Below are 21,190 nucleotides of genomic sequence, written 5' to 3'. Positions count from 1 at the left end.
GGAGGATGGGGCAAACGGGTGTGGTTTCGGCATCCATGAACCCGGCGGTTCGGTTAGGGGTCGTTTGGCCGGCGCCTTCAGCGCCTGCGCGACGGGAACTCCCGGGGACCCTGGGTAAACGGTTGTTCCAACCATTTACCCAGGGCTGAAATCCGTAACGCCTTCGGCGTAACCAAAGGTCGTTCGCCTCCGGCTCACCGTTTAAATCAGTTGTGGACCACGCCTTGCGGTGTGCGAACCCCTTCGGGGTGCGCCGGATCAGCCCACGGTTTGTACCGGCGCGCCACTGGAGCACAGGCCTTGGGGTTCACGGAGGGGAAAACGCTGAAGGCGTTGACACCGCGGGCGTTTCGTTTTTTCAACCCCGCGAGGAGGATGGGGCAAACGGGTGTGGTTTCGGCATCCATGAACCCGGCGGTTCGGTTAGGGGTCGTTTGGCCGGCGCCTTCAGCGCCTGCGCGACGGGAACTCCCGGGGACCCTGGGTAAACGGTTGTTCCAACCATTTACCCAGGGCTGAAATCCGTAACGCCTTCGGCGTAACCAAAGGTCGTTCGCCTCCGGCTCACCGTTTAAATCAGTTGTGGACCACGCCTTGCGGTGTGCGAACCCCTTCGGGGTGCGCCGGATCAGCCCACGGTTTGTACCGGCGCGCCCCGAAGCGGGCCGCACAACCCTATCTATGGACCATGCTTTGAATAAACGCCGTGCGGAGCCCGGCAACGCTGGACGCCCCCTGAAGGGGGGCAATATGTTAGCCCCGGGTACGACCATTGAAAATGGTCGCACCCTGGGTCTTTGGGGTTCACGGACGGGAAAACCCTGAAGGGGTTGACACCGGGTGGCTTGCCAACCGTCGGCAAAAAAAATCCCAAACGAAATACGCCGATTTCCCACCTTCAACCCCCGCCAAAGCCCAAAACGAAAAGGGAATGAAAAAAGTTTTACAGAGTGAAACGGGCTAAATAAGCCCATTTTCGGGCTCGAATCATGTTTTCCTTGTTTGGGTTTGGTTAGAAGAGAAACGAAAGGGGTGGAAGAAATGGCCAAAAAGGCAAAAGTGTGATTAACTGGTGTAATCCCAGTAAATTGATGCATGCGTGACGATCCTTAGAGGTGTGAACGGCGGCTTTATGTCGGGTTTTTGACGACGTTACCGGGCGCACAACTCAGGAATTTACTTGACTTTGTGTGAGGGAGCGCATCACGGCGGGCCCGTTTTTTTCTCGCCAAAATGCAACAATTCCTTTCCGCTTTGTAAAACCTGGGTTATTATCTCGACCTTAGGGGGATTCACCACAATGAGTCGTTTTGGGTAATAGAGATACACGTCACGTGATGCCGTCTGTGCGGAGGGGTGCCGACACAGACCTTAGAAAGGCGGACCGTACGTGCTGTCGCGTTGTATCGGAATTGTGAATTTAGGAAGACAAATGGTTGCTTCCGCCGCTCTGTTCTTAACGAGCAAGACTTTGCGGCATGATTCCCCGCTCATTGCTTCAAGTCCTTAGATATGGAGGATCGTAGTTATCATGAACACAAGGCTTTCCAACGTCGTATTCGGCGTTATGTTTGCTGCGCTTTTTGCTTTTCCCGCGTTTGCGCAACAGACTGGTAATATTAACGGTAGTGTCGAGGATGCCAACGGCGAACCGCTGCCCGGCGTCGTAATCACCCTCGAATCACCTGCCCTTCAGGGTACCCGTACCGCTGTTTCTGCTGAAACCGGTCAGTACCTCGTACGTCTTTTGCCGGCCGGTATTTACACCGTGACCGCCACCATGCCCGGTATGAAAACCGTCAAACTCGAAACACGTGTATCCATCGGTACGACCACCCGTCCCAAAATGGTGATGGAGCCCGAAGGCACCAGCGAAGTGCTGGTTGTTGTGGCCGACCGTGTTTTTGAATTGGATACCACCCAAGTCGCCACCAACTTTGAAGGCGACTTCGTCGAGAAACTGCCCCGTGCTCGTGACCTTCAGTCTGTAGCGCGTTTGGCACCTGGTGTTACCACCGGTGCATTCGGCGGTATCTCCATTAACGGTGCATCTGCAACGGAAAACGTGTTCATGCTGAACGGCGCTTTCGTTAACGGTGACGGTATCCGCGGCCGTGCGGACAACCTGTTCATTGAAGATGACATTCAAGAAACGCAGGTTATCACCGGTAACGCCTCTGCTGAATTCGGTTTCTTCGCCGGTGGTGTGGTTAACTCCATCACCAAGTCCGGTTCCAACGAATTCCACGGTACCTTCCGTGCTTCTCTGTCCAACGAAGATTGGCTCGCGCGCGATCCACTGGAACTCGAAGCCGGTACCGAAAAAGTTGACACCATCAACAAAGAATACACCTTCACCTTCAACGGTCCCATCGTAAAAGACCGCTTGTGGTTCGCCGTTGCCGGTCGTTCATTCGACACCGACGAAACCGAATCACTGCGTGCCGGTACCGCCCTGAGCGACGCGCAAGCGACTGCACTGGGTCTGCCCACCGGTCAAACCGCGCCTCCCGCGCGTGGTTACACCGAGGTTACCGAGCGCCAACGTCTCCAGTTGAAGTTGACCGGTACCATCGCTGAAGGTCACCAGGTTGTTGCTTCCTACTTGGAAGACGAAGTTGACGTCATCAACCGTCAAACCTTCGTATCCATTGGCACCAGCGCCTTGGATCCCGCTGCTTCTTTCCCCGGTAGCCTGCTTTCATTGAACTACCGCGGTATTATCACCCCTGCTTTCACCGTTGACGCCAACTACTCCGAGCGCACCGGCGAACTGGGTGGTGGTTTGATCACCGACGACATCATCGCCGGTACCACCTTGATTCACCGTGACCAAGGTAACGCATACTCCAACGCGCCTTTTGGCGGCGGCGGTGTTGCCGAGCGTAACTCTGAAAACTGGAACTTGAAGTTCTCTTACTTCTACAACTCCACCAACCTCGGCTCTCACGACATCACCTTCGGTGCCCAGAGCTTGACCGAGACCCGTAACGAAAACAACTTCCAGTCGCCTACCGGTTGGCAGTTGCGTCCTCGTTGGACCCGTTTCGACGCCAACGGCGAACCCATCCCCATCTTCCAAGGTGACGGCACCGTTGGTGGTTCTGCTTGGTTCGTATACTTCCCCGTCGTAAACCTGTCCCAAGGTTCCGACTTCACCACCGAAGCGTTGTTTGTGAACGACGTATGGACCTTGAACGAAAACTGGTACTTCAACATCGGCGCGCGTTTCGACCGCAACGATACTGCTGCTGAAGATGGTCAGGAACTTTCCGCTACCGATAACTTCAGCCCCCGTTTGACCGTGAACTACGATCCTCGTGGTGACGGTGTTCACCAGTTCAGCTTGGGCTACAACGTTTACACTGGTAAGTTGAACGACGCTGCTCAAGACGGTTCTACCGCCGGTTCTCCCGCGATCTTCGCTTGGATCTACGACGGTCCTCAAACCGAAAGCATCGCCGACGTTTACGCTTGGTTGGAATCTGCTTTCCCCGGTGGCCGTGCCGCTGTTGAAGCCCTCGACGCCAACGCCATCCAAAACCCTTACCTCTTCTTCCAAGACTTCTCTCCCGACACCTCTTTTGAATCACTTTCCGTGGTTCCTCAAGCCGGTGGTTTGGATGCCTTGGACGTAACCGAAATCAGCTTGGGCTACAAGCACAAGTTGGGCAACCGTGGTTTCGTAAAGTCTGACGTCATCATTCGTGAGTACGGCAGCTTCCTGATCGGTACCATTGACACCACCACGGGTCAAAACACCTTTGGTGTTGACCGTACCGTTCTTTCTAACTGTGACGACTGCTACGAGCGTGAGTACTTCGGTATCAACCTCTCCGGTCAGTACAAGTTCGAAAACGAAATCACCTTCGGTGGTAACTACACCTACTCTCAAGCTGAAGGTAACATCAACGGTGAAACCTCCGGTTCCGGTGCGATCTCTACGGAACGTACCACCACCTATCCTGAGTACGCCGGCTACAGCCGTGCCAACCCTACCGGCCTCTTGCCTGAGAACATTGAGCACACCCTGCGTATGTGGGCGGGTTACGACCTGAACACCTCGTTTGGTACCTTCAACTTCACCGGTTTGTTTAACTACTTCTCCGGTATTCCTTACGGCATGCAGTACAACGTACAGATTGGTGGTCGTGAGACCGAATACGGTTTCCCCGATCCTGCTACCCTGCCTTACTCCGAACCGCCCACCGAGGCGACTTACCACGTAACCGATCCTGATGCATTCGAGTTCGACAGCTTCACCTCTCTCGACCTCGCTGTGAACTACAGCTTCACCATTCAGAACCGTTACGAGTTGTTCGTTCAGTTCGAAGTAACCAACATGTTCAACGGTGATGCGCAAATCGACGGTAACCAGACGGTAACGGCCATCTCTGGTGCACCTTCTTTTGACATCTTCAACGAAACGCCTGTCGAAGGCATTCACTACGAGCGTGGCGGCAGCTTCGGTGAGGGTACCCTCAACCAGCACTTCCAAGCTCCTCGCGAAATGACCATCGATCTTGGTATTCGTTTCTAAGTCACCTTAGTTGTCGGTAGGCGCTTGCGCTTGCCGACTTCCCTTGAAAAGCAGGTCTGGTTCACCCCGGGCCTGCTTTTTTCTGTTTAGGATGTTGTGGATGGTGGGTGTTCCAGATGTGCCAGGGTTGTTGTTGGAAGGTTCTCAGGATGGGCGATGGAGCATTGGCTTTGGTCCATTGCTGATCGCGCCTTGGATGGGCAGGATATTAGGATCGGTGCCACGCCTGCCTGCCGGCGCTGCCCGGTTGCGTCTGCCTTCGCAAGCTATGGCAGGTCGGACCGCGGATGAATGGGTCTACCAAGATCGAAACGCCTCGCCCTTGGCTACCATCTTTTTCCTTGCAACAGTTTGAACTCGCTCCATACGACGAATCTTGGCGAGAACCACGGGCCGGTAGGCCTTCTGCTCTATCACCTCACCCTTCATAGCGGAAAACGCTTCAAGGGGAAGGCTATGGGCATCGCTCGAAACGCATCCAGGGCGGGAAGCGCCGAGGAAAGCAGGTAACCACCATCGCCCATCCTGCTTATCAAAGGCGGAATAGGAATCGAAAAGCAGGCAGACGCTCATCGCCCTATCCTGCGAAAAAAACGGCGCCTCCAAAGCGGAAGTGGCCGCGACAGGTAGCCAAACCTTCATCGCCTCACACTAAAGCGGAAGCGGGATCGACAAGCAAACATCCATCGCCTGATCCTCGCCCTAAATCGAACGATCCTGGCCCGCATAAAGGATGTAATCCAACTGCTCATCGCGGCCTAGGACGAAGATTTGCGAGCCGACTTTCTCAAATCCTTCTTTGGCGTAGTAACGCAGCGCGCGGTGGTTTTGGGACCAGACGCCCAACCAAATTCCCCGGTATCCCTGTCCCCGGGTAGCTGCAAAACAATGTTCCATCAGCTTCTGCGCCAAGCCTTGGCCGTGAAAGGGCTGGTCGATATAGAAGCGGCATAACTCCAGATTGGGTTGTGATGCGAGGGTGACGGCCGTGGGTTCACCGCGATTGAGTTTGGCGTATCCTGCCACGGCATGGTCTTTTTCTAAGATGAGGTAGGTGATGTCGGCGTCATGGAGTTCGGCGCGGACGCGATCCAGGCCAAAGCTTTCCGCCACGTACTGTTCCATGTCTTCCGCGGTGTTGTGTTCCCGGTAGGTATCGCGGAAGGTGCGTTCGACAAAGGCCTGAAGCGCGACGGCTTGGTCCGGGCCGGCTTTGCCGATCCGTACCGCGCTCATGACGCGCCGTCCAGTACCTGCTTAAGCGCCGTAAAAAAGGCGTCGGGCTGTTCCTCGAAATAGAAATGCCCGCCGTCGATTAACTGCATCGAAAAACCGCCGCGCGTTTGTTTTTGCCAGGCTTCGAGGTTGGCAACCGGCACACTGCGATCCGCGTTGCCGCCGATGGCGGCGATGGGGTGGGGCAGGGGTGGGGCGGGCTGGTAGAAATAGGTTTCCGAGAGCGCAAAATCGGCCCGTAACGAGGGCAGAATGAGCTGGAGCAGTTCCTTGTGGGCCAAGATTTCCGCGGGTAAACCGTCGTAGTTTTTGACGCCTTCAAGGAAGGCTTGATCGTCGAGACGGGCGATTTTGGGAAAAACACTTTTGACCTGGGGTGCGTGGCGACCGGAAACGATCAGCGCTTGGGGTTGCGCGCTGGTGAAATCGCAGAGGTAGCGGGCCAGCTCAAAGGAAACCATGGCGCCGAGGCTGTGGCCGAACAAATAAAAGGGCAGGTCGGTGTAGGGTTGCAGGGCTTGAGCCAAAGGCTGAACAAGGGCCTCAACCTGGGTGATGGGTTTTTCGCGCATGCGTTCCTGGCGGCCTGGCAGTTGCACCCCGACCACTTCTACATCCTCACCGAGAAACGTGTGCCAGTTTTTGACAAACACGGCTGAACCACCGCCGTGATGAAAGGCAAACAGGCGTTTCTTGGGGTTTGTATGGGGCGCAAAGCAGCGCAGCCAGGGCGTGCGGAAGGTGGTCATGGCGAGGCTCTCCCAGAGGTGTTTTCGAAGCAGGAAAGAACGATCCCCACCTTAACACAAAGCCTCAAACCGGGTTAATCCTTCGCGGGCGTTTTCACGGGATTGCCGGCGGCGGTGTATTCGTTGAGTTTGTTGCGCAGGGTGCGCAGCGAAATGCCCAACATCTTGGCGGCATGGGTTTTGTTGTTTTCGGTTTCGTCCAAGGTCAGCTCGATCAGCATGCGTTCTACCTCGGCAACCGACATGCCCGCGCGCATTTGGTAGCCCGGTGCGTCGCCTGCATCGGCCGCGTTTGCGCCGGCCTGTGTCGGTTGCGGCGCGTCGCTGATTTGCGGGGCCTCGCTGAACTGAAACAGGTCGCTGATTTCCAGTTCGTCCTTGCCGCTTAGGATCAGCGCGCGCTGAATCATGTTCTCCAGTTCACGCACGTTGCCGGGCCAATCGTAGCGCTTGAGGATGTTGCGCGCGGCCGGGGCCAGTTTGGCGTTGGGATTGCCGAATTTGCGGGTGAAGTGGGCGACCAGTTCTTCCAAATCTTCGATGCGCTCGCGCAGGCTGGGGATTTCCAGGGGAATCACGTTGAGGCGGTAGTAGAGATCCTCGCGGAAGCGGCCTTCCGCGATTTGTTTTTTGAGGTCGCGGTTGGTCATGGCGATGACGCGCACATCCACGTTGATGGGCTGTTTACCGCCGATGCGGTCGACCTCGTGCTCCTGTAAGACACGCAACAGTTTTGCTTGTAAGCCCAGCGGCATTTCGCCGATTTCGTCCAGCAGAATGGTACCGCCGTCCGCCATTTCGAACTTACCGGGTTTGGCGGTGAGCGCGCCGGTAAAGGAGCCTTTTTCATAACCAAAGAGTTCGCTTTCCAGCAAGTTATCGGGTAGCGCGGCGCAGTTGATGGCGATCACGGGTTTTTTGGCGCGCTCGGAGTGTTGGCAAATGAAGCGCGCCAGCAGTTCTTTACCGGTACCGCTTTCGGCCTGAATCAAGATGGTGGCGTTGCTGGCGGCGGCGCGTTTGGCCAGCGCGAGCAAGTGCAGCATTTTTTCGGCGCGAGTTACGATGTGGTAACGGTCCTCCGCGGTGTCGGCGCGGTAGGCGTTTTGCGGCATTTGTTTGACGAGGGCGTTGTAAACAATGCTTTCCAATTCTTTGGCGCTAAAGGGTTTTTGGATGAAATCGTAGGCACCGTATTTCATGGCTTCCACCGCGGTGGGAATGGTGCCGTAGGCGGTAACCAGCAGGACCTCGGTGGCGGGCGAGGCTTTTTTTACCTCGGCGAGGAGTTCGAGACCGGTCATGCCGGGCATGCGCAGATCGGTGATTAGCGCTTGGTAGCTGTGTTTGGTGACCATGCTGAGTCCGGTGGCGCCGTCCTCGGCGGTATCGACCTGGTAGCGTTTGCGCTTCAGTGTTTCGGCCATGGCGAGGCGCATGCCGTCGTCGTCATCGACTACCAAAATGCGATGGGCTTCCGGCCGAAAACTCATGATTCCTCCAGGATATGCTCTGTTTCACTTAGTCTAACGTTTCCCCGTTGCGCCGACCAGCGATTCCAGCGTTGCGTCGGCGGCCTACAGGCTACGCGGTAACGAGACATACACCGAGGTGCCACGATCCACTGCCGATTTGATATCAATGGCGCCCGCGTGTTTTTCGACGATCTGGTTGACCACGGAAAGACCCAAGCCGGTACCGCCGTGAAAGGTGGTGTAGAAGGGGTCGAAAATTTTGGGCAGCTGGTCGGCGGGAATACCGTGGCCGGTATCGGTGATCACGAGTTCGGCGAATTCGTCGTGGGTGTTGACTTGAATATCGAGGCGACCGCCGGGGGCCATCGCCTTAATCGCGTTGTTGCAAAGGTTAAGCAGCATTTGTTTGAGCAGGTGCGGGTCGGCTTCAATCATCAGGCGCCGTTCCGGCTTACGCAGGGTGACCTCGATGTTTTTTCGGGCCCGTTCCATTTCAAACAACGGCAAGCTCTGCTCAACCAGCGCCGCCAATTCAAGCGCTTCTTTTTTGGGGGTGACGTTGCGGGAAAAGGCCAGGATGTTGCCGACAATGTTCTCCAGGACGTTGACGCCGTGGGAGATTTGGCCTGCCAGCTTGGCCTGTTCCGGTTGTTCCTCCAGGTCGCCTTCCAGCAAGCCGGAGAACAATTTAATGGAACCGAGCGGATTGCGGATTTCGTGGGCTAACTCGGCCGCCATTTCACCCATTGCCGCCAGACGCGCGGTGCGTTTGCTCTGGCTTTGTAGGCGGTTGAGCAAGGTTTTGTCGGTCATCAGGATCAGCACCGACAAAATCCCGCCGCCCTCGGGCCGTACCAGCTTAAATTGCAACTCCAGGTCCCGTTGCCCGTCGGGTTGGGGCAGGGTCACCTCGCGTTTGGCGATGCGCGGCATGGTGCCTTCCAAGCAATCGTAAATGAAGTCGGCCACGGCTTGAGGCAGGTTCGCCTCGGCGTAATTCACGCCTACCGAACCTTCGAAATCCACGAGCTTCACCGCGCAAGGGTTGATCGCTTCCAGCACGCCCTCGAGGTCGACCACCATAATGCCGACCTGCAAGCTGTTGAGAATGCTGCGCAGGTGCAGACTTGTCGCTTCCTGTTCTAGCAGCGAGCGACGCAGCCGTTCGTTGGCGTCCGCGAGTTCGAGGTCCAGTTCACGGGTGTGGGCCTGCAATTCTTGGTAGGAGCGTTCCAGCACGGTGGAGGCTTCGTTAAAGGAGCGGAAGGCTTCGATGAGCAAGTTGGTTTCGGCGGCGCCGGTTGCGTCGGTCGGCGGGTTTTTAGAATTGGCCACCTTCTAGCTCCTTTTCCATTTGGTTGATGGTTTTGTTCGCGGCCAGCGAGTCGAGGCGCCGTTTGGCAAAAAGCGAATATGGCACGGAATCGGCGTCGGGCGACCAAGCGATTTGGCCGTAAATGCGCAGACTTTGCTTGCGTTTCCCCTCGAGTTCGAAAAGCCGTGCGATTTGGAGGTAGGCCCAATCGCGGTCGGATGCATCGTACTGCTGATCCACCAAAATGCGTTCGTATTGGTCGCGGGCCCCGTTGTAGTCGGCCAACTCAAACAGGCGGTCGGCGTAATAGAGTTCGGCCTCGCGCAGCAGGATCGGCAGGTCTTCGCGTAGGGAGGGGCGCCGTCTGGCCGTGGCGTAAAGGCGGTCGGCCAGGTTCTTTTTCTCTTCTTCCTGTGCTACCAGCGCAAGGCGGCGCAGCCGGCGGGCGTCCCAGATGTTGCCAATCACAAAGGGTTCCTCGGTGTATGGTTCTAGCAGCGTTTCACCGTCGACCCGCCGTGCGTTCAGTTCCATTTCCACGAATTGGTACTGGGGGTAGAAGCGGTCGCGTTCGCTGTAGATATCGGCGTATTCGGCCATGCGCAACGTCAGCTTTTCGTCCATGCGCATGATGTCGAGGAGCTTGAGGTATTCGGTTAACGCCGGCTCAAAGGCGAGCTCGAACCCGGTGATCGACTGCTTGAAGTTCCACATGTTGTCGTAAACCAAAAGGGCTGAACTGGGTAGGTTGAGTTTCAGGTAGGCGTCGGCGATTTTTTCGGGATAACGGACCTCGGTGGTGAACGCGAGCAACGGACGGTGTTTGTTGTAAATGCGGTCGAGCCCCCAATAATTCCCGGCCGCGTGGTAATCGTCGATGGTTTGGAACAACAGGTTTTGGTAGGCGTTGCGGTACAGGCCGGAGAACGGGCCGCGCTGGTATTCGGCGACCAGGTTGGCCATGATCAGCAGGCCCTTTTCGAGGTTGCCGAACATGGCTTCCATGACCGCCAGCTGGTAGCTGTAACGGGCGCGGATGGGGTCGTCCAGGCCGGAATGGCGCACGGCTTCGAGCAATTCGGCGTAGGTCCATTGGTGGGACGGCGTGACGAAATCGCGGATTTGCCGCCGATCCATCATTTCGAGTCCGGCCAGCAGCGCCAGTTCGGCCTCGTCGCTGTTGGGGTAGGCTTCGACGATGTACCGGCACAAAAAGCCTGCCGCCTCGTAGAAACCCTGGCGGCGGTTTATTTCGGCCAAACGGAGCAGGGAGGTGGGGCTGTCCTCTCGTTGGGGCCACAGGTTAATGATGTCCAAGTAGAGTTCGCCCGCTTTGGCGAGGTCGTTGAGCGCCTCGAAGCGGTCGGCGTAGGCGAACATCAATTCGGGGAATAGGTGAATGGTGTCGGCGTGGCGCGTGTAGGTGTCGGTTAGGGCGGCCACATCGCGAGGCGGGGGTCGCTGCTCGATGAACATCACCGGTTCCGCCCGGATCAGCAGGTCCAGGTCGGTGGAACGGGCCCAAATCAATTCGGCCGCGCTTTTGAATTGCCGATAACGGCGCATGTCGCGGGCTACCTCGTAGACGCTGTTGAGCGCCTGATCACGGAAGTAAGAGTCAGGGTACTTTTTGAGCATCTGGGTGAGGAAAAAGCCGGCTTCCTCACGGTAGGTGGTTGCATCGTAGGCGCGTCCCTTGTCGTCGGCCTCGGCCGCGTTGGCGATGTAAATTTGTGCCAGCCGGTAATAGCTGTGGTCGGCGAAGGGAATGGTATCGTCTTCGTAGATGCTCCGTTCATAGAGGAATCGTGCTTTCTTGAAGGATTCCGGGGTTTGCAGCGCGTAATAAGCGTCGGCCGATAGCAGCATCGACAGGCCGTGGTTGATGCGGACCGCCGGTTTCAGGATGTCGATGGTTTCGCTGAACTCGCCGCGCAGGTAGGTCTGCCTTGCCTGAGCGAGCAGGGGTTCGGGGTCAACCGGCGGTGGAGGCGGCGGTTTTTCTTCTTGAAATAAAAGTAACCACATCAGTGGGATAAGGAAAGCGGATGCAACCATCGGGGTACCTGGCGGAGGAGCGGGAATCGGGTGGCAACGGGTTTTGCCCTTGGGATACGTTTCGGCAAGTCTAGCATTAAACCTGAGGGGAACCATGCTTGCCGCTGTAGGGACACCCGCATTCCGTGTTTGGCGTGCGGCTTGTTGTCGGTGGGCCGCGTCACGAAAGGGCTCGCCTGCGCTCGCGGGCTCAGGTAGAATAGCCGCCAGCAGAACCCGTCACATGTTTTGGACCCTTGGGATAACCCTCGACCTGTCGTCCGCCTTTTTCGAGGCGGCGTGGTCGCCGTGACTCAAGTACCTCGTCCTTTCGCTTTTGGTCCTGTTGACGCATTTCTATTTCGGCCCGCCCTGCACGAGGAGTCATGGATGATTCAGACAATCGGAGCACCTAGTCTGCTGGTGGCGTTGCCCAACTTACGCGATCCTTATTTCCAGAAAACCGTTGTCCTGCTTTGCGATTACACCGAGGAAAGCGCCTTTGGGGTAGTGATTAACCGACCCTCTCCTGTAAAGGTTAAAGATATTCTCAACGAGGAAACCGTGCTCGCCACCGACATCACCACCCCGATCCTGTTGGGTGGCCCGGTTCAGGCCGAGTTTTTATGGTCGGTGCATAGTTCGGAATACACCGGTAATTCAACGACGGTGATCAACAACCACATCCACATGAGTTCGATTTTGGAAGTGCTCAACGCTTTGTCCGAGGGGCGCGGCCCGCACACCTTCCACTTGGGATGCGGCTACGCGGGCTGGGGACCGGGTCAGCTCGATAACGAGCTCAAGGAAGGGGCCTGGTGGATTCAGGATGTAAGTACCGACCTCGTGTTAGACATGGCCTACGGGCAGCGCTGGGAAGCGGTGCTGGCCAGCCTCGGCATTGACCCGGCGGTGACCTCGTTCTTCCAGACAGGCGAGGCCTGAGGATTCGATTCGGCTTGGCACGCTTGTTTTGCGAGGAGTGCGGGGCAAATAGAAGGGGCGATTGAAGGGCAACCTGTTTGGTGCCGCGCGTTCCGCCCCCGCATGATTGGGATCGCCTGGCGCGAAGTGACGGAATCGTTTTGACCGCTTTTTAAGAACGGGTTTGCCGGCAATGATCTGCTTCTTTTGGAATAGGTCGCGGTTGGCATTCGTTTTCCCTTTAAGAACCCGTGGAAAAGAAGGATTTTTGTACCGGCGCCGCCGCGGACCCGGTGTGTCTGGTCCGTGGGGCTTTGGTTGGGCCGCTTCGGTGTGGTAATTTGGTTGGGTTAACCCTTTACAACTGAATTGGATCGTCGAGACCGGACTGGGCCTTTGGGCTGATAGCCCGTATTTTCACCAGGTTTTGTTGTGAAAACCGCGGGTCAGGAGGATGAGGTTATGGGTCGTCCCGATATTTTGAAGATTAGTTTTGAATTCTCTTCGAAGCTGGGGGTACGTGATTTACCCAAGCTCGACCAACTTCACCAATCCAACATTCCCGGTTTGTACGTGGTGGGCGATTTGGCCGATGCGCCCATTATTAAAGTTGCCCTGAACCAAGGTTACGAGGTGGCCCAAAAGCTCGATTTTCCGCAAGTGGGCGAAGCCGATGTGCTGGATGTGGCCGTGATTGGCGCCGGCCCCGCCGGGATTGGCGCCGCGCTCGCGTTACAGGACGGCGGACGCCGTTACCGGGTTTTTGAAAAAGAGAAACCTTTTGCGACCATCCAAAACTTCCCCAAGGCCAAGATGATCTTTTCCGAACCGCGTCAGATGCACAATGCCGGGAACTTTTGGTTCGAAGACGCCAAAAAAGAAGACTTGGTTGATCGTTGGGAACGCGCCCTGGATGATCGCGAACTCGTGATTCATCAACCCGAAGAAGTGGTCGACATCAAGAAAGACGGCGACCTGTTCGTGGTTCATACCAAGGTCGGTGACGAGGGGTTGGGCGAGGAATTGGCGGACGGCGATTTCGCACGGGAGGCCGGCGCCGAAAATCGTTACCGCGCCCGTAAGGTGATCCTAGCCATCGGGCGACGCGGCTCGGTGCGTCGCCTCCATGTTCCCGGCGAAGATTTGGACAAGGTGGATTACAGCCTGCGCGATCCCGACGATTTCGCCGGCCGCAAGCTGTTGGTGGTCGGTGGCGGTGACTCCGCGGTGGAAGCGGCCATGGCCTGTGCCGAGGCCGGCGCGGCGGTCACGGTCAGCTATCGCAAGGATCAATTCTCGCGCGCCAAAATCGGCAACCGCGAAAAAATTGAGGCCATGATCGCGGCCGGCAAGCTTAAAGCCGAGTACGGCAGTGTCCCCATCGCCATTGGCGAAAAAGACGTGACCCTGGAACGTGGCGGCGATCAGTTCACCCTTGAGAACGACGCCGTGCTGGTGTTTATCGGCACCAAATTGCCGCTGCCGTTCCTGCGCAAAATCGGCATGCGCATGGCCGGCGAGATGGATTTGCTGCGCTGGATTTGGGTGACCTCGTTCGCTTTGTTGACCTACCTCTTTTACGTGCTCAAGGCCAAAAAAGAAATGTTTCCCTTTGGTCCCGACCACATCCTCGGTTTCGTGCCGGGCATGCTTCAGGTCGATTTGGGGTTTCGGCAGGTGGACGCCGGGTTTTGGGGGACCGTGGTTTATTCGCTGTTCATTCTGGTCTTTGGCATCAAAGCTTATTTCAAGTACCCCAGCCTGATGCAAAAACGAAGGTACATTTCACTGATCGTGTTCCAGCTATTTTTTCTGTTCGGCATCCCCGAATTGGTCGCGCCCTTTATTATCGATCGACCCTGGAAGGTTTATGCATTGACGGTGCCCTGGCCACTCTCGATTTGGTCGGTGATCGACGCGCCCAGTTGGGCGGGCGGTGATACGGGCGCCGCGGTCGGCTGGTTGCTGGCCGGCTGTTCCGTCTCTTTTATCGCGGTTCCGCTTTACGTGCGTTACCAGGGGGAACGGTTTTGCAGTTACATGTGCGGTTGCGGTGGTTTGGCGGAAACGCTCGGCGACCAATGGCGCCACCTGGCCCCACGCGGGGTGACCAGCTACAAGGCGGAATGGTTCGGCCGTATCATTTTGTTTATGGCGGTTCCGGTCACGCTCCTGATCCTCAACGACGCCTGGCAGTTTTTTGCGGCGGGCGCCCTGTCCAACGCCAAGGCCTTCGCCCAGCATTGGTACGGCCTGATGGTCGACTTCTGGTTGGCGGCCGTGGTCGGCGTCGCGCTTTATCCCTACCTGGGCAACCGCGTTTGGTGCCGCTTTTTCTGTCCGCTCCGCGCCTACATGGAATTGCTCTCGCGTTGGTTTTCCAAAATCGCCATTACCGCCAACGATAAATGCATTGGCTGCGGCGAATGCACCCGTTTTTGCCAGATGGGGATTGACGTCCAGCGCTTCGCCCAGCGCCGCGAAACCTTCCATAACGGCAACTCGGCCTGCATCCAGTGTGGCATCTGTATTCAGGTCTGCCCCATGGAAGTGCTCGAGATCGGTACCCGTGGTGACGACGACAACGCGGCCAAATTGGGACCGGCGGGCCACCGCCTCGGGCCGGGTTTCAAACCTAAGAAGCGCGATAAGCGTGATTGATTTTGGCTCAAGATCTGGAGCGAAATGGTCTAGGAAAAGCGGGCCGGGGTCGCGCACGACGCGCACCCGTAGGGTGCGGTGAGCATTTTCACAGGCCGTTGTAGCCCAGAGGTTTAGCTGAAATCACCACGAGTTATCGCGCTTCTTAGGTTAAAGTCTGATCTCCCGCGATTTCGGGAAAAAAGTCCGCACAAGAAACTATTTACCGAAAGGTTTGATGGATTTGCCGCCAAAACGCGCGTAAGACGGGTAAGTGGTCGGCTGTGTCCCGCTCCGCGTTGTACGCATGGGACGCGTCTGTCACTTTCTTTGGTTAATTACCGCCTTTACGGATAACCCAGGGGCGATCCTCGGGTGGTTTTGAGATTGTGTCTCCAGTCACAGTTCGAAGGTTGGCATCAATTTCGCCTTAAGAAGGCATTGACACAATGCTCCCTCAGCTATCGAGGTGTGGATATGAACTACGATTATATAAGAAATTTAAGCTTAATTCTGTCGGTTAGCCTGTTTGCGACGGCGTCCGGCTTGATGGTTTTTTGGCTGGAGACGCCTACCGCACCGGCGTCTCTGATCGGGAACAAGCACATGTTGGGCAACACTGTCCGTCCTGGTGAACAGCTCGATTGGCAATTTTGCGATCCTTTTGAGAACACCGAAAGCGACAAACCCTCGGATCACGTCTATCAGATCCCGGATCATCGTGTTTCCGGCGAGGTGGGTTCGCGCGAAATAGAACAGCAGCTTTTGGAAACGCCGGCCCTGCCGGCCGAGGCCGGGGAATGGGTTGAAATCGCGAAAGGCGGATGACCGCGGCCCCGACCGACGCGGTTTAACCGCTCAGACCTTCCCGCTCGAAGTCGGCTCGCCCCGCGCCGCAGTCGGCACAAAACCAGGTTTCCGGTAAATCTTCAAAGCGGGTGCCCGCGGCGATGCCCGCCTCGGGGTCTCCCACGGCCTCGTCATAAAGAAAGCCACACACCAGACACACGTATTTTTTGAAAGCGCCGCCCATCATTTGCTCCTAGCTAATTTTTGCCTAACCCTTGTTTGTACGTTGCGAGGGCGCGTTCCCGGGCGAACGCGTGGTCGACCATGGGTTGCGGGTAGCCCGGTTGGTTGTGCTCCGGGACCCATTGTTTGATGTAACGAAAATCGGGATCGAATTTTTTGGTTTGGGTCCAGGGATTGAAGACACGGAAGTAGGGCGCCGCGTCACAGCCGGTCCCCGCCGCCCATTGCCAATTGCCGTTGTTGGCCGCCAAATCGTAGTCAAGGAGATGTTGGGCAAACCAGCGTTCGCCGCGTCGCCAGTTGATGAGCAGGTGTTTGCACAAAAAAGAGGCCGTGATCATGCGAACCCGGTTGTGCATGGTTCCGGTTTCTTTGAGTTCGCGCATACCCGCGTCCACGATGGGAAAACCGGTTTGGCCGTTGCACCAGCGCGCGAAGTCTTCCTCGCTCTCGCGCCAGGCGATTTTGTCGTACTCGGGACGAAAGGCGCCGCGGATGACGTGGGGGAAGTGGAAAAGGATTTGGAAGAAGAAGTCGCGCCAGATGATTTGGCTGAGTAAGGTGTCGTTGACCTTTTGCGCCATGGCCGCAATCTCGCGCACGCTGACCGTGCCGAAGCGCAGGTGAATCCCGAGTTTGGAGCCGGCGTCGCGGGCCGGGAAGTCGCGCAATTGGTCGTATTGGGCGAGCAGGCTTTGGTCGGGCTCGGTGTCGGGAAATGCCGCGGTGGCGGGCTCAAAGCCCAATGGGTCCAGGTCGGGAAGGGGAAAGTGGTCGGCCATGGTTGACAGACGTGGGTCGGGAGCCTCGGCGAGGCCGGAATAGGGGGCAAATTCGTGGCCTTCCAAGCGTTGCAACCATGTTTTTTTATAGGGCGTGTAAACCGTGTAAGGGCGGTCACCGCTTTTGGTGCGGATTTGGTCGCACTCAAAAATCGCTTGATCCTGACAGGCGACGAAGCCCACGCCCTTGGCGGCGAGGTAATCGCGGATCTGTTGGTCGCGTTGCCGCGCATAAGGTTCGTAATCGCGGTTGGTGAAAACCTTGTGGATCTGAAACGGGTGGTCACCTTCAATCAATTCTTGGAACGCCGCCAGAGGTTTATTGTGGCGTACCCAAATGCCCGCCCCATGTTGTCCCAGTTGCTGATTGAGCTCGCCCAGGGTTTGGTGGATAAAGGATACGCGGCGATCCTGCCGGGACGTCAGCTTTTCGAGGATGGTGGGATCAAAAATAAATAGGGGTTGGACCGGTAGGTCTTCGCTTAGCGCGAGCGAGAGCGCGTGGTTGTCGTGACAGCGTAAATCGCGTCGCAGCCAAACCAGGTTCACTTTTTGTTGTGTCATGCCGTCCTCGTTGGGCTGGTTTCGCCCATTGGGTATGTATCTTAGCGGGCCGGCGTTTGGTTCGGCCGTGGTTTGTCGTGATGGGATGCGCGGGCGAGGCTACAATGGCGTTTACAGAACGGTTACCGCTTGTCTGGGTAGGCCTTGGCCGGATTGCCCCTGTTTTTGTGTGTGGCGGTGAATTTGGCGGACGGGTGGTATTGATCATGGACGGAGGAGGGTTTTTTGAAGGTTCTTATCGCGGGATGTGGTGATTTAGGCGGCCGGATCGGCCGTATTTTGGCGGGCCGAGGCGCGCGGGTGCATGGGATGCGGCGTTCGGTGGAACGGCTCCCGGTCGAGATCCTACCGATTGCCGCCGACATGACGGTGGCACCGCTCGAATCCCTGGTTCCCGAGGACATTGAGGTCCTTTTTTACACCGCTTCGGCGGGCGGGCGCGACGAGGCCGCCTACCGTGCCGCGTACCTGACCGGATTGAGCCGGGTGCTGGCCGCGGTCCGACAAAAATGCCCCCATTTACGGCAGGTGCTTTTTTCGTCGAGCACCAGCGTGTACCACCAGGGTGGCGGGGCCGAGGTGGACGAGACGTCCCCGACGGAGCCAACCCGCTTTAGCGGGCGTATTTTGCTTGAAGCCGAGCAGTTGGTTCGTGAATCAGGTTACGCCCATTGTGTTGTGCGTCTTAGCGGTATTTACGGACCGGGCCGTTTCTGGCTGTTGCGCTCGATTCGGGACGGGGCTGCTTATGCCGAGACGCCGGTGGTGTACAGCAATCGCATTCATATCGAAGACGCCGCCCGGTTTATGGCGTTTCTGGCCGGACATGAAGCGGCGGAGCCCCTGTACATTTGCAGTGACGGGTCGCCCGCGCCCATGGCCGAAATCGCGGCTTGGCTGCGAGCACGCATGGCGGCGGACGGCATCGCGCTCGCCCCCGTGGGCGCGGGTTCTTCACCGGGTCGTGCCAACCGGCGCTGCCGCAACACGCGGATGCTCCAGACCGGTTTCGAACCAGCGTATCCCGATTATCAGGCCGGTTACAGCGCGCTTTGGGATCAATGGCGCCGCGCCCAGTAGGGGATTCCGATGAAATAGGGGGGGTTTGGTGCGCCCGGGTCGCGCTTGGGTGGTAAAGATTCGGGTTTGCCGCCGTTTCGTGGTAAAACCTAACATCCACCCACGCCACCACCCGAGCCACGAAACGTTTGAAACGAAACGGCGGGTGCCCTGTGGCAAATAAAAGGAGCAATGCTTGTTATGAACATCACCGCCAAAATTGAAACCAACAAAGGCACCATCCATTTGGACCTCTTTGCCGATAAAGCGCCCATGACGGTCGCAAACTTCGTGAACTTGGCCAAACGGGGTTACTACGATGGGTTGAAATTCCACCGTGTGATTGCCGACTTTATGATTCAGGGCGGTTGCCCGCAAGGCACCGGCACCGGTGGTCCCGGTTACCGTTTTGCCGACGAGTTCGACGATTCCTTAATTCATGATCGCCCCGGTATTTTGTCAATGGCCAACGCCGGCCCGGCAACCAACGGCAGTCAATTTTTCATCACCCACGTGCCCACGCCTTGGCTGGACGGCCGTCACACCGTGTTCGGCGCGGTAAAAACCGGTGAGGACCAAGATGTGGTTAACGCGATTGCCGGTGGCGACCAAATGGTTGCCGTGACCATCGAAGGCGATGCAGATGCGTTGCTGGAGCAGCAAAAAGACAACGTTGCAAAATGGAACGAAGTGCTTGGCTAAGCACCACTTCGGTCGGGGCGACGGGTGCGTACCCCATCGCTTCGACCGGTCTCGGGGTTCGCGCGGCTCTTAGTGAGAGACAGCTTCCCGATAAGCTGTATTTGGTAAGGGAACCCATTTATGTCATTTTTTTGTCTCACTTTGGGCGCGAATCAATTATGATTCTAGCTTTGGGGCCGTTTGCCCCGTTTTGTTTTATCGATGCGATGCATCCCTCTTTATTTGGTTGGTTTATTGAATCAATTCACCGAGCTTTGTGAAAAAGGTAGGCTTTGTGTCTGGTCAGGCAACACATGTTCACCACGAGCGAGACAGCAGCCGGCTCCGACGCCGGTTCCCGCGATCTATCGCCGGATCGTCGTTCTGCAAGAGACATGTTCCGCTTTCATCAACAAAGTCGACCTATTTGGAACCGTCGGGTACCGCGGTTGCTTGCGTTTCGTTCCGCCAAGCACCCTGCACCGGCGGGGCGAGCGCCCAGCGTTTGCGCCCCGTCCCGCGTGTTCGTTCCCTTTTGTTTCGAGGAGGTTGGGCGCGTGTTTGCGCCTTTGGCGCCGGCAACATGCGTTAGGTGGCTGCCAAAGGTGGCTGCATTCGTGACGGCAATCCGTGGGGAATTTCCTTCCTTGCGGCGGCCTGTTTGGTCCTTTTCGGTTCATTCGGCGTTTTTCCAGCGACTTTTTTAGGTGAATGGAGAGTGTTTCAATTCGTTACCCAACCTCTGGAACCCATCGGGCTATGATGAAGCGGTCAATGCCTACCGCCTGCCCCCGCGTGCGGGAAACTTCCATGGCACGGATTCGGCCATGGTGGCTGCTGTTGTTGCTCCTGCCGGTACCCGCCACCCTCTTTGCCCAAACCGACGAAACCATTTTTCGCGAGTTTCGCTTCGATTTTTCCACGCCTGGCGCCCGGGCCAACGCCATGGGTCGTGCTTTTGTCGGGCTTAGTGACGAGGCCACCGCCGCTTACAACAATCCGGCCGGGTTGGCGGTGCTCAGTGCACCCGAGTTTTCGTTTGAATTCCGGCAGACCGACCATGAATATCCGCCGCTGACCCAAAACAATTCCTTTGAGCCCATCTCGACCGCGCCCGAGGCCGATATGAGCCGCTTGAGCGGGCTAACCTTCGCTTCGTTCAGTCTGTCGCGCGGTCGCATGAACCTCAACGCGTTCTATACCAATCAGTTGAATTACCGGCGCTCCCGCAGTGAAACCTCCACCGAATGGTTTAATCTCGACGACGGCATCACCTTCAACTACGTCAACGGCTTTGATGTTGAAAAGATTCGGCTCGATACCTACGGGCTGAGTTTGTCCAATCGTATCGGCCGCCTCTCGTGGGGTGTTTCGGTTGGTCTCTCACGGTTGGATTTGCGGTATATCTACCGTACCTCGTTGTCTTCCAACGACATCCTGATCCAAGATCGGGTCGAGTCCAACAGCCGTCACGACACGGCCAAGCTCACCTTCGTGGTTGGGTTGATGGTGCCGGTCAACGACCAGCTTTCGCTTGCCTTTTCCGCCAAACGTCTGCCCGAGTTTTCCTACATCGAACGGGTCTTGAACTTCCAATCGGGCCAGGTTACCGATGAGCCCGACGGCCGCGTCCCCACGCCGGTCACCTTCAAAGCCCCGGATTCCATTCAGTTCGGCGCGGCCTGGCGACCCAACGATTTCTGGACCTTGGTGGGTGAGATTAACTGGGTTCAATACCAACAGCTTAGCGACAATATGACGGTGCTGTCGACGCCTGATGTCGAGCGGGAACTGCGTCAATTTGAACCCGGCGATTTTAAAAACGGCAACGATCCCAGCTTTCATCTGGGTGCCGAGTACCTTTGGCCGCGGGGTCGGCATATTTTTGCGTTTCGGGGGGGGGCGTTCCGCGAGTCCGACCACAATACCCGCTTCGTCGGCGAGCCCGATCCCGATGCCAACAACCCCGATGAGTTGCGTATTTTCTACGATATTCAGCGTTTCATCTACAACATCGGCGGCAACGACAAATCGTTACTGGGTTACACCTTCGGTCTCGGTTACGTGTTTAATAACAAGCTCCAAGTGGATACCGCCTACGTGACCTCCGATGATTTCGACGCTTTGGTTTCCTCCGTGCTGTACCGCTTTTAAGG

The 21,190-nt window shown here is 57.0% G+C and carries 15 protein-coding genes; 7 read left to right on the top strand and 8 right to left on the bottom strand.

Annotated elements, in window-relative coordinates; all coding sequences use genetic code 11:
• The first annotated feature begins 1,531 nt into the window (after window positions 1-1,531).
• A complete protein-coding gene (locus J3U88_RS29665; RefSeq protein ID WP_207862650.1) occupies window positions 1,532-4,540 on the top strand; it encodes a TonB-dependent receptor in 3,009 nt (1,002 codons plus the stop codon).
• Window positions 4,541-4,837: 297 nt separating this feature from the next.
• On the opposite strand, the gene J3U88_RS29660 is transcribed toward J3U88_RS29665, so the two are convergent.
• From J3U88_RS29660 to J3U88_RS29635, 6 genes are all read right to left on the bottom strand, one after another.
• A complete protein-coding gene (locus tag J3U88_RS29660; RefSeq protein ID WP_207862649.1) occupies window positions 4,838-5,113 on the bottom strand; it encodes a hypothetical protein in 276 nt (91 codons plus the stop codon).
• A gap of 129 nt (window positions 5,114-5,242) precedes the next feature.
• Window positions 5,243-5,776, bottom strand: coding sequence for a GNAT family N-acetyltransferase (locus J3U88_RS29655; RefSeq protein ID WP_207862648.1), 534 nt, complete (start codon window positions 5,774-5,776; stop codon window positions 5,243-5,245).
• The gene (locus tag J3U88_RS29650) at window positions 5,773-6,525 is read right to left on the bottom strand and encodes a thioesterase II family protein (RefSeq protein ID WP_207862647.1); all 753 of its coding nucleotides are present in this window, start codon (window positions 6,523-6,525) and stop codon (window positions 5,773-5,775) included. Before J3U88_RS29650 ends, J3U88_RS29655 begins: the two co-directional genes overlap by 4 nt.
• A 74-nt stretch (window positions 6,526-6,599) precedes the next feature.
• A complete protein-coding gene (locus tag J3U88_RS29645) occupies window positions 6,600-8,018 on the bottom strand; it encodes a sigma-54-dependent transcriptional regulator (RefSeq protein WP_207862646.1) in 1,419 nt (472 codons plus the stop codon).
• Window positions 8,019-8,102: 84 nt separating this feature from the next.
• Window positions 8,103-9,335: an ATP-binding protein gene (locus J3U88_RS35130; RefSeq protein WP_207862645.1), complete on the bottom strand. Its 1,233-nt coding sequence runs from the start codon at window positions 9,333-9,335 to the stop codon at window positions 8,103-8,105.
• The gene (locus J3U88_RS29635; RefSeq protein ID WP_207862644.1) at window positions 9,322-11,373 is read right to left on the bottom strand and encodes a tetratricopeptide repeat protein; all 2,052 of its coding nucleotides are present in this window, start codon (window positions 11,371-11,373) and stop codon (window positions 9,322-9,324) included. The genes J3U88_RS35130 and J3U88_RS29635 overlap by 14 nt, the downstream gene beginning before the upstream one ends.
• Window positions 11,374-11,742: 369 nt before the next feature.
• On the opposite strand from J3U88_RS29635, the gene J3U88_RS29630 reads away from it, so the two are divergent.
• The 3 genes from J3U88_RS29630 (at window position 11,743) to J3U88_RS29620 (ending at window position 15,744) form a co-directional block, all read left to right on the top strand.
• Window positions 11,743-12,297 carry a YqgE/AlgH family protein gene (locus J3U88_RS29630; protein WP_207862643.1) on the top strand — a complete coding sequence of 185 codons (555 nt, stop codon included), beginning with the start codon at window positions 11,743-11,745 and terminating at the stop codon, window positions 12,295-12,297.
• A gap of 441 nt (window positions 12,298-12,738) precedes the next feature.
• Window positions 12,739-14,937 carry an NAD(P)-binding domain-containing protein gene (locus J3U88_RS29625; protein ID WP_207862642.1) on the top strand — a complete coding sequence of 733 codons (2,199 nt, stop codon included), beginning with the start codon at window positions 12,739-12,741 and terminating at the stop codon, window positions 14,935-14,937.
• Window positions 14,938-15,393: 456 nt separating this feature from the next.
• Complete coding sequence (locus tag J3U88_RS29620) at window positions 15,394-15,744, top strand: hypothetical protein (protein ID WP_207862641.1); 351 nt, start codon at window positions 15,394-15,396, stop codon at window positions 15,742-15,744.
• Between the two features lie 22 nt (window positions 15,745-15,766).
• Here the strand turns inward: J3U88_RS29620 and J3U88_RS29615 are convergent, their stop codons facing one another.
• Window positions 15,767-15,949, bottom strand: a complete 183-nt coding sequence (locus tag J3U88_RS29615; RefSeq protein WP_207862640.1) for a rubredoxin — start codon at window positions 15,947-15,949, stop codon at window positions 15,767-15,769.
• 13 nt (window positions 15,950-15,962) lie between these two features.
• Window positions 15,963-17,294, bottom strand: coding sequence for a cryptochrome/photolyase family protein (locus J3U88_RS29610; protein ID WP_207862639.1), 1,332 nt, complete (start codon window positions 17,292-17,294; stop codon window positions 15,963-15,965).
• Between the two features lie 225 nt (window positions 17,295-17,519).
• Between J3U88_RS29610 and J3U88_RS29605 the strand changes: the two genes are divergently transcribed.
• From J3U88_RS29605 to J3U88_RS29595, 3 genes are all read left to right on the top strand, one after another.
• Window positions 17,520-18,374 carry an NAD-dependent epimerase/dehydratase family protein gene (locus tag J3U88_RS29605; RefSeq protein WP_207862638.1) on the top strand — a complete coding sequence of 285 codons (855 nt, stop codon included), beginning with the start codon at window positions 17,520-17,522 and terminating at the stop codon, window positions 18,372-18,374.
• A 180-nt stretch (window positions 18,375-18,554) separates the two neighbouring features.
• Window positions 18,555-19,055 carry a peptidylprolyl isomerase gene (locus J3U88_RS29600; protein ID WP_279382645.1) on the top strand — a complete coding sequence of 167 codons (501 nt, stop codon included), beginning with the start codon at window positions 18,555-18,557 and terminating at the stop codon, window positions 19,053-19,055.
• Between the two features lie 789 nt (window positions 19,056-19,844).
• Entirely contained in the window at window positions 19,845-21,188 is a 1,344-nt protein-coding gene (locus J3U88_RS29595) for an OmpP1/FadL family transporter (protein ID WP_207862636.1), read from the top strand.
• Window positions 21,189-21,190 lie beyond the last annotated feature (2 nt).

The sequence above is a fragment of the Acanthopleuribacter pedis genome, assembly GCF_017377855.1.
In the GTDB taxonomy this organism is placed as follows: Bacteria; Acidobacteriota; Holophagae; order Acanthopleuribacterales; family Acanthopleuribacteraceae; genus Acanthopleuribacter; species Acanthopleuribacter pedis.
The sequence above is the reverse complement of the archived record's forward strand: the minus strand, read 5'-3'. Positions and strand labels throughout refer to the sequence as shown.

Coding starts and splice junctions, on each gene's coding strand:
- J3U88_RS29665 (WP_207862650.1), top strand. CDS start 1,532: ATGAACACAAGGCTTTCCAACGTCGTATTCGGCGTTATGTTTGCTGCG.
- J3U88_RS29660 (WP_207862649.1), bottom strand. CDS start 5,113: ATGAGCGTCTGCCTGCTTTTCGATTCCTATTCCGCCTTTGATAAGCAG.
- J3U88_RS29655 (WP_207862648.1), bottom strand. CDS start 5,776: ATGAGCGCGGTACGGATCGGCAAAGCCGGCCCGGACCAAGCCGTCGCG.
- J3U88_RS29650 (WP_207862647.1), bottom strand. CDS start 6,525: ATGACCACCTTCCGCACGCCCTGGCTGCGCTGCTTTGCGCCCCATACA.
- J3U88_RS29645 (WP_207862646.1), bottom strand. CDS start 8,018: ATGAGTTTTCGGCCGGAAGCCCATCGCATTTTGGTAGTCGATGACGAC.
- J3U88_RS29635 (WP_207862644.1), bottom strand. CDS start 11,373: ATGGTTGCATCCGCTTTCCTTATCCCACTGATGTGGTTACTTTTATTT.
- J3U88_RS29630 (WP_207862643.1), top strand. CDS start 11,743: ATGATTCAGACAATCGGAGCACCTAGTCTGCTGGTGGCGTTGCCCAAC.
- J3U88_RS29625 (WP_207862642.1), top strand. CDS start 12,739: ATGGGTCGTCCCGATATTTTGAAGATTAGTTTTGAATTCTCTTCGAAG.
- J3U88_RS29620 (WP_207862641.1), top strand. CDS start 15,394: ATGAACTACGATTATATAAGAAATTTAAGCTTAATTCTGTCGGTTAGC.
- J3U88_RS29615 (WP_207862640.1), bottom strand. CDS start 15,949: ATGGGCGGCGCTTTCAAAAAATACGTGTGTCTGGTGTGTGGCTTTCTT.
- J3U88_RS29610 (WP_207862639.1), bottom strand. CDS start 17,294: ATGACACAACAAAAAGTGAACCTGGTTTGGCTGCGACGCGATTTACGC.
- J3U88_RS29600 (WP_279382645.1), top strand. CDS start 18,555: ATGAACATCACCGCCAAAATTGAAACCAACAAAGGCACCATCCATTTG.
- J3U88_RS29595 (WP_207862636.1), top strand. CDS start 19,845: ATGGCACGGATTCGGCCATGGTGGCTGCTGTTGTTGCTCCTGCCGGTA.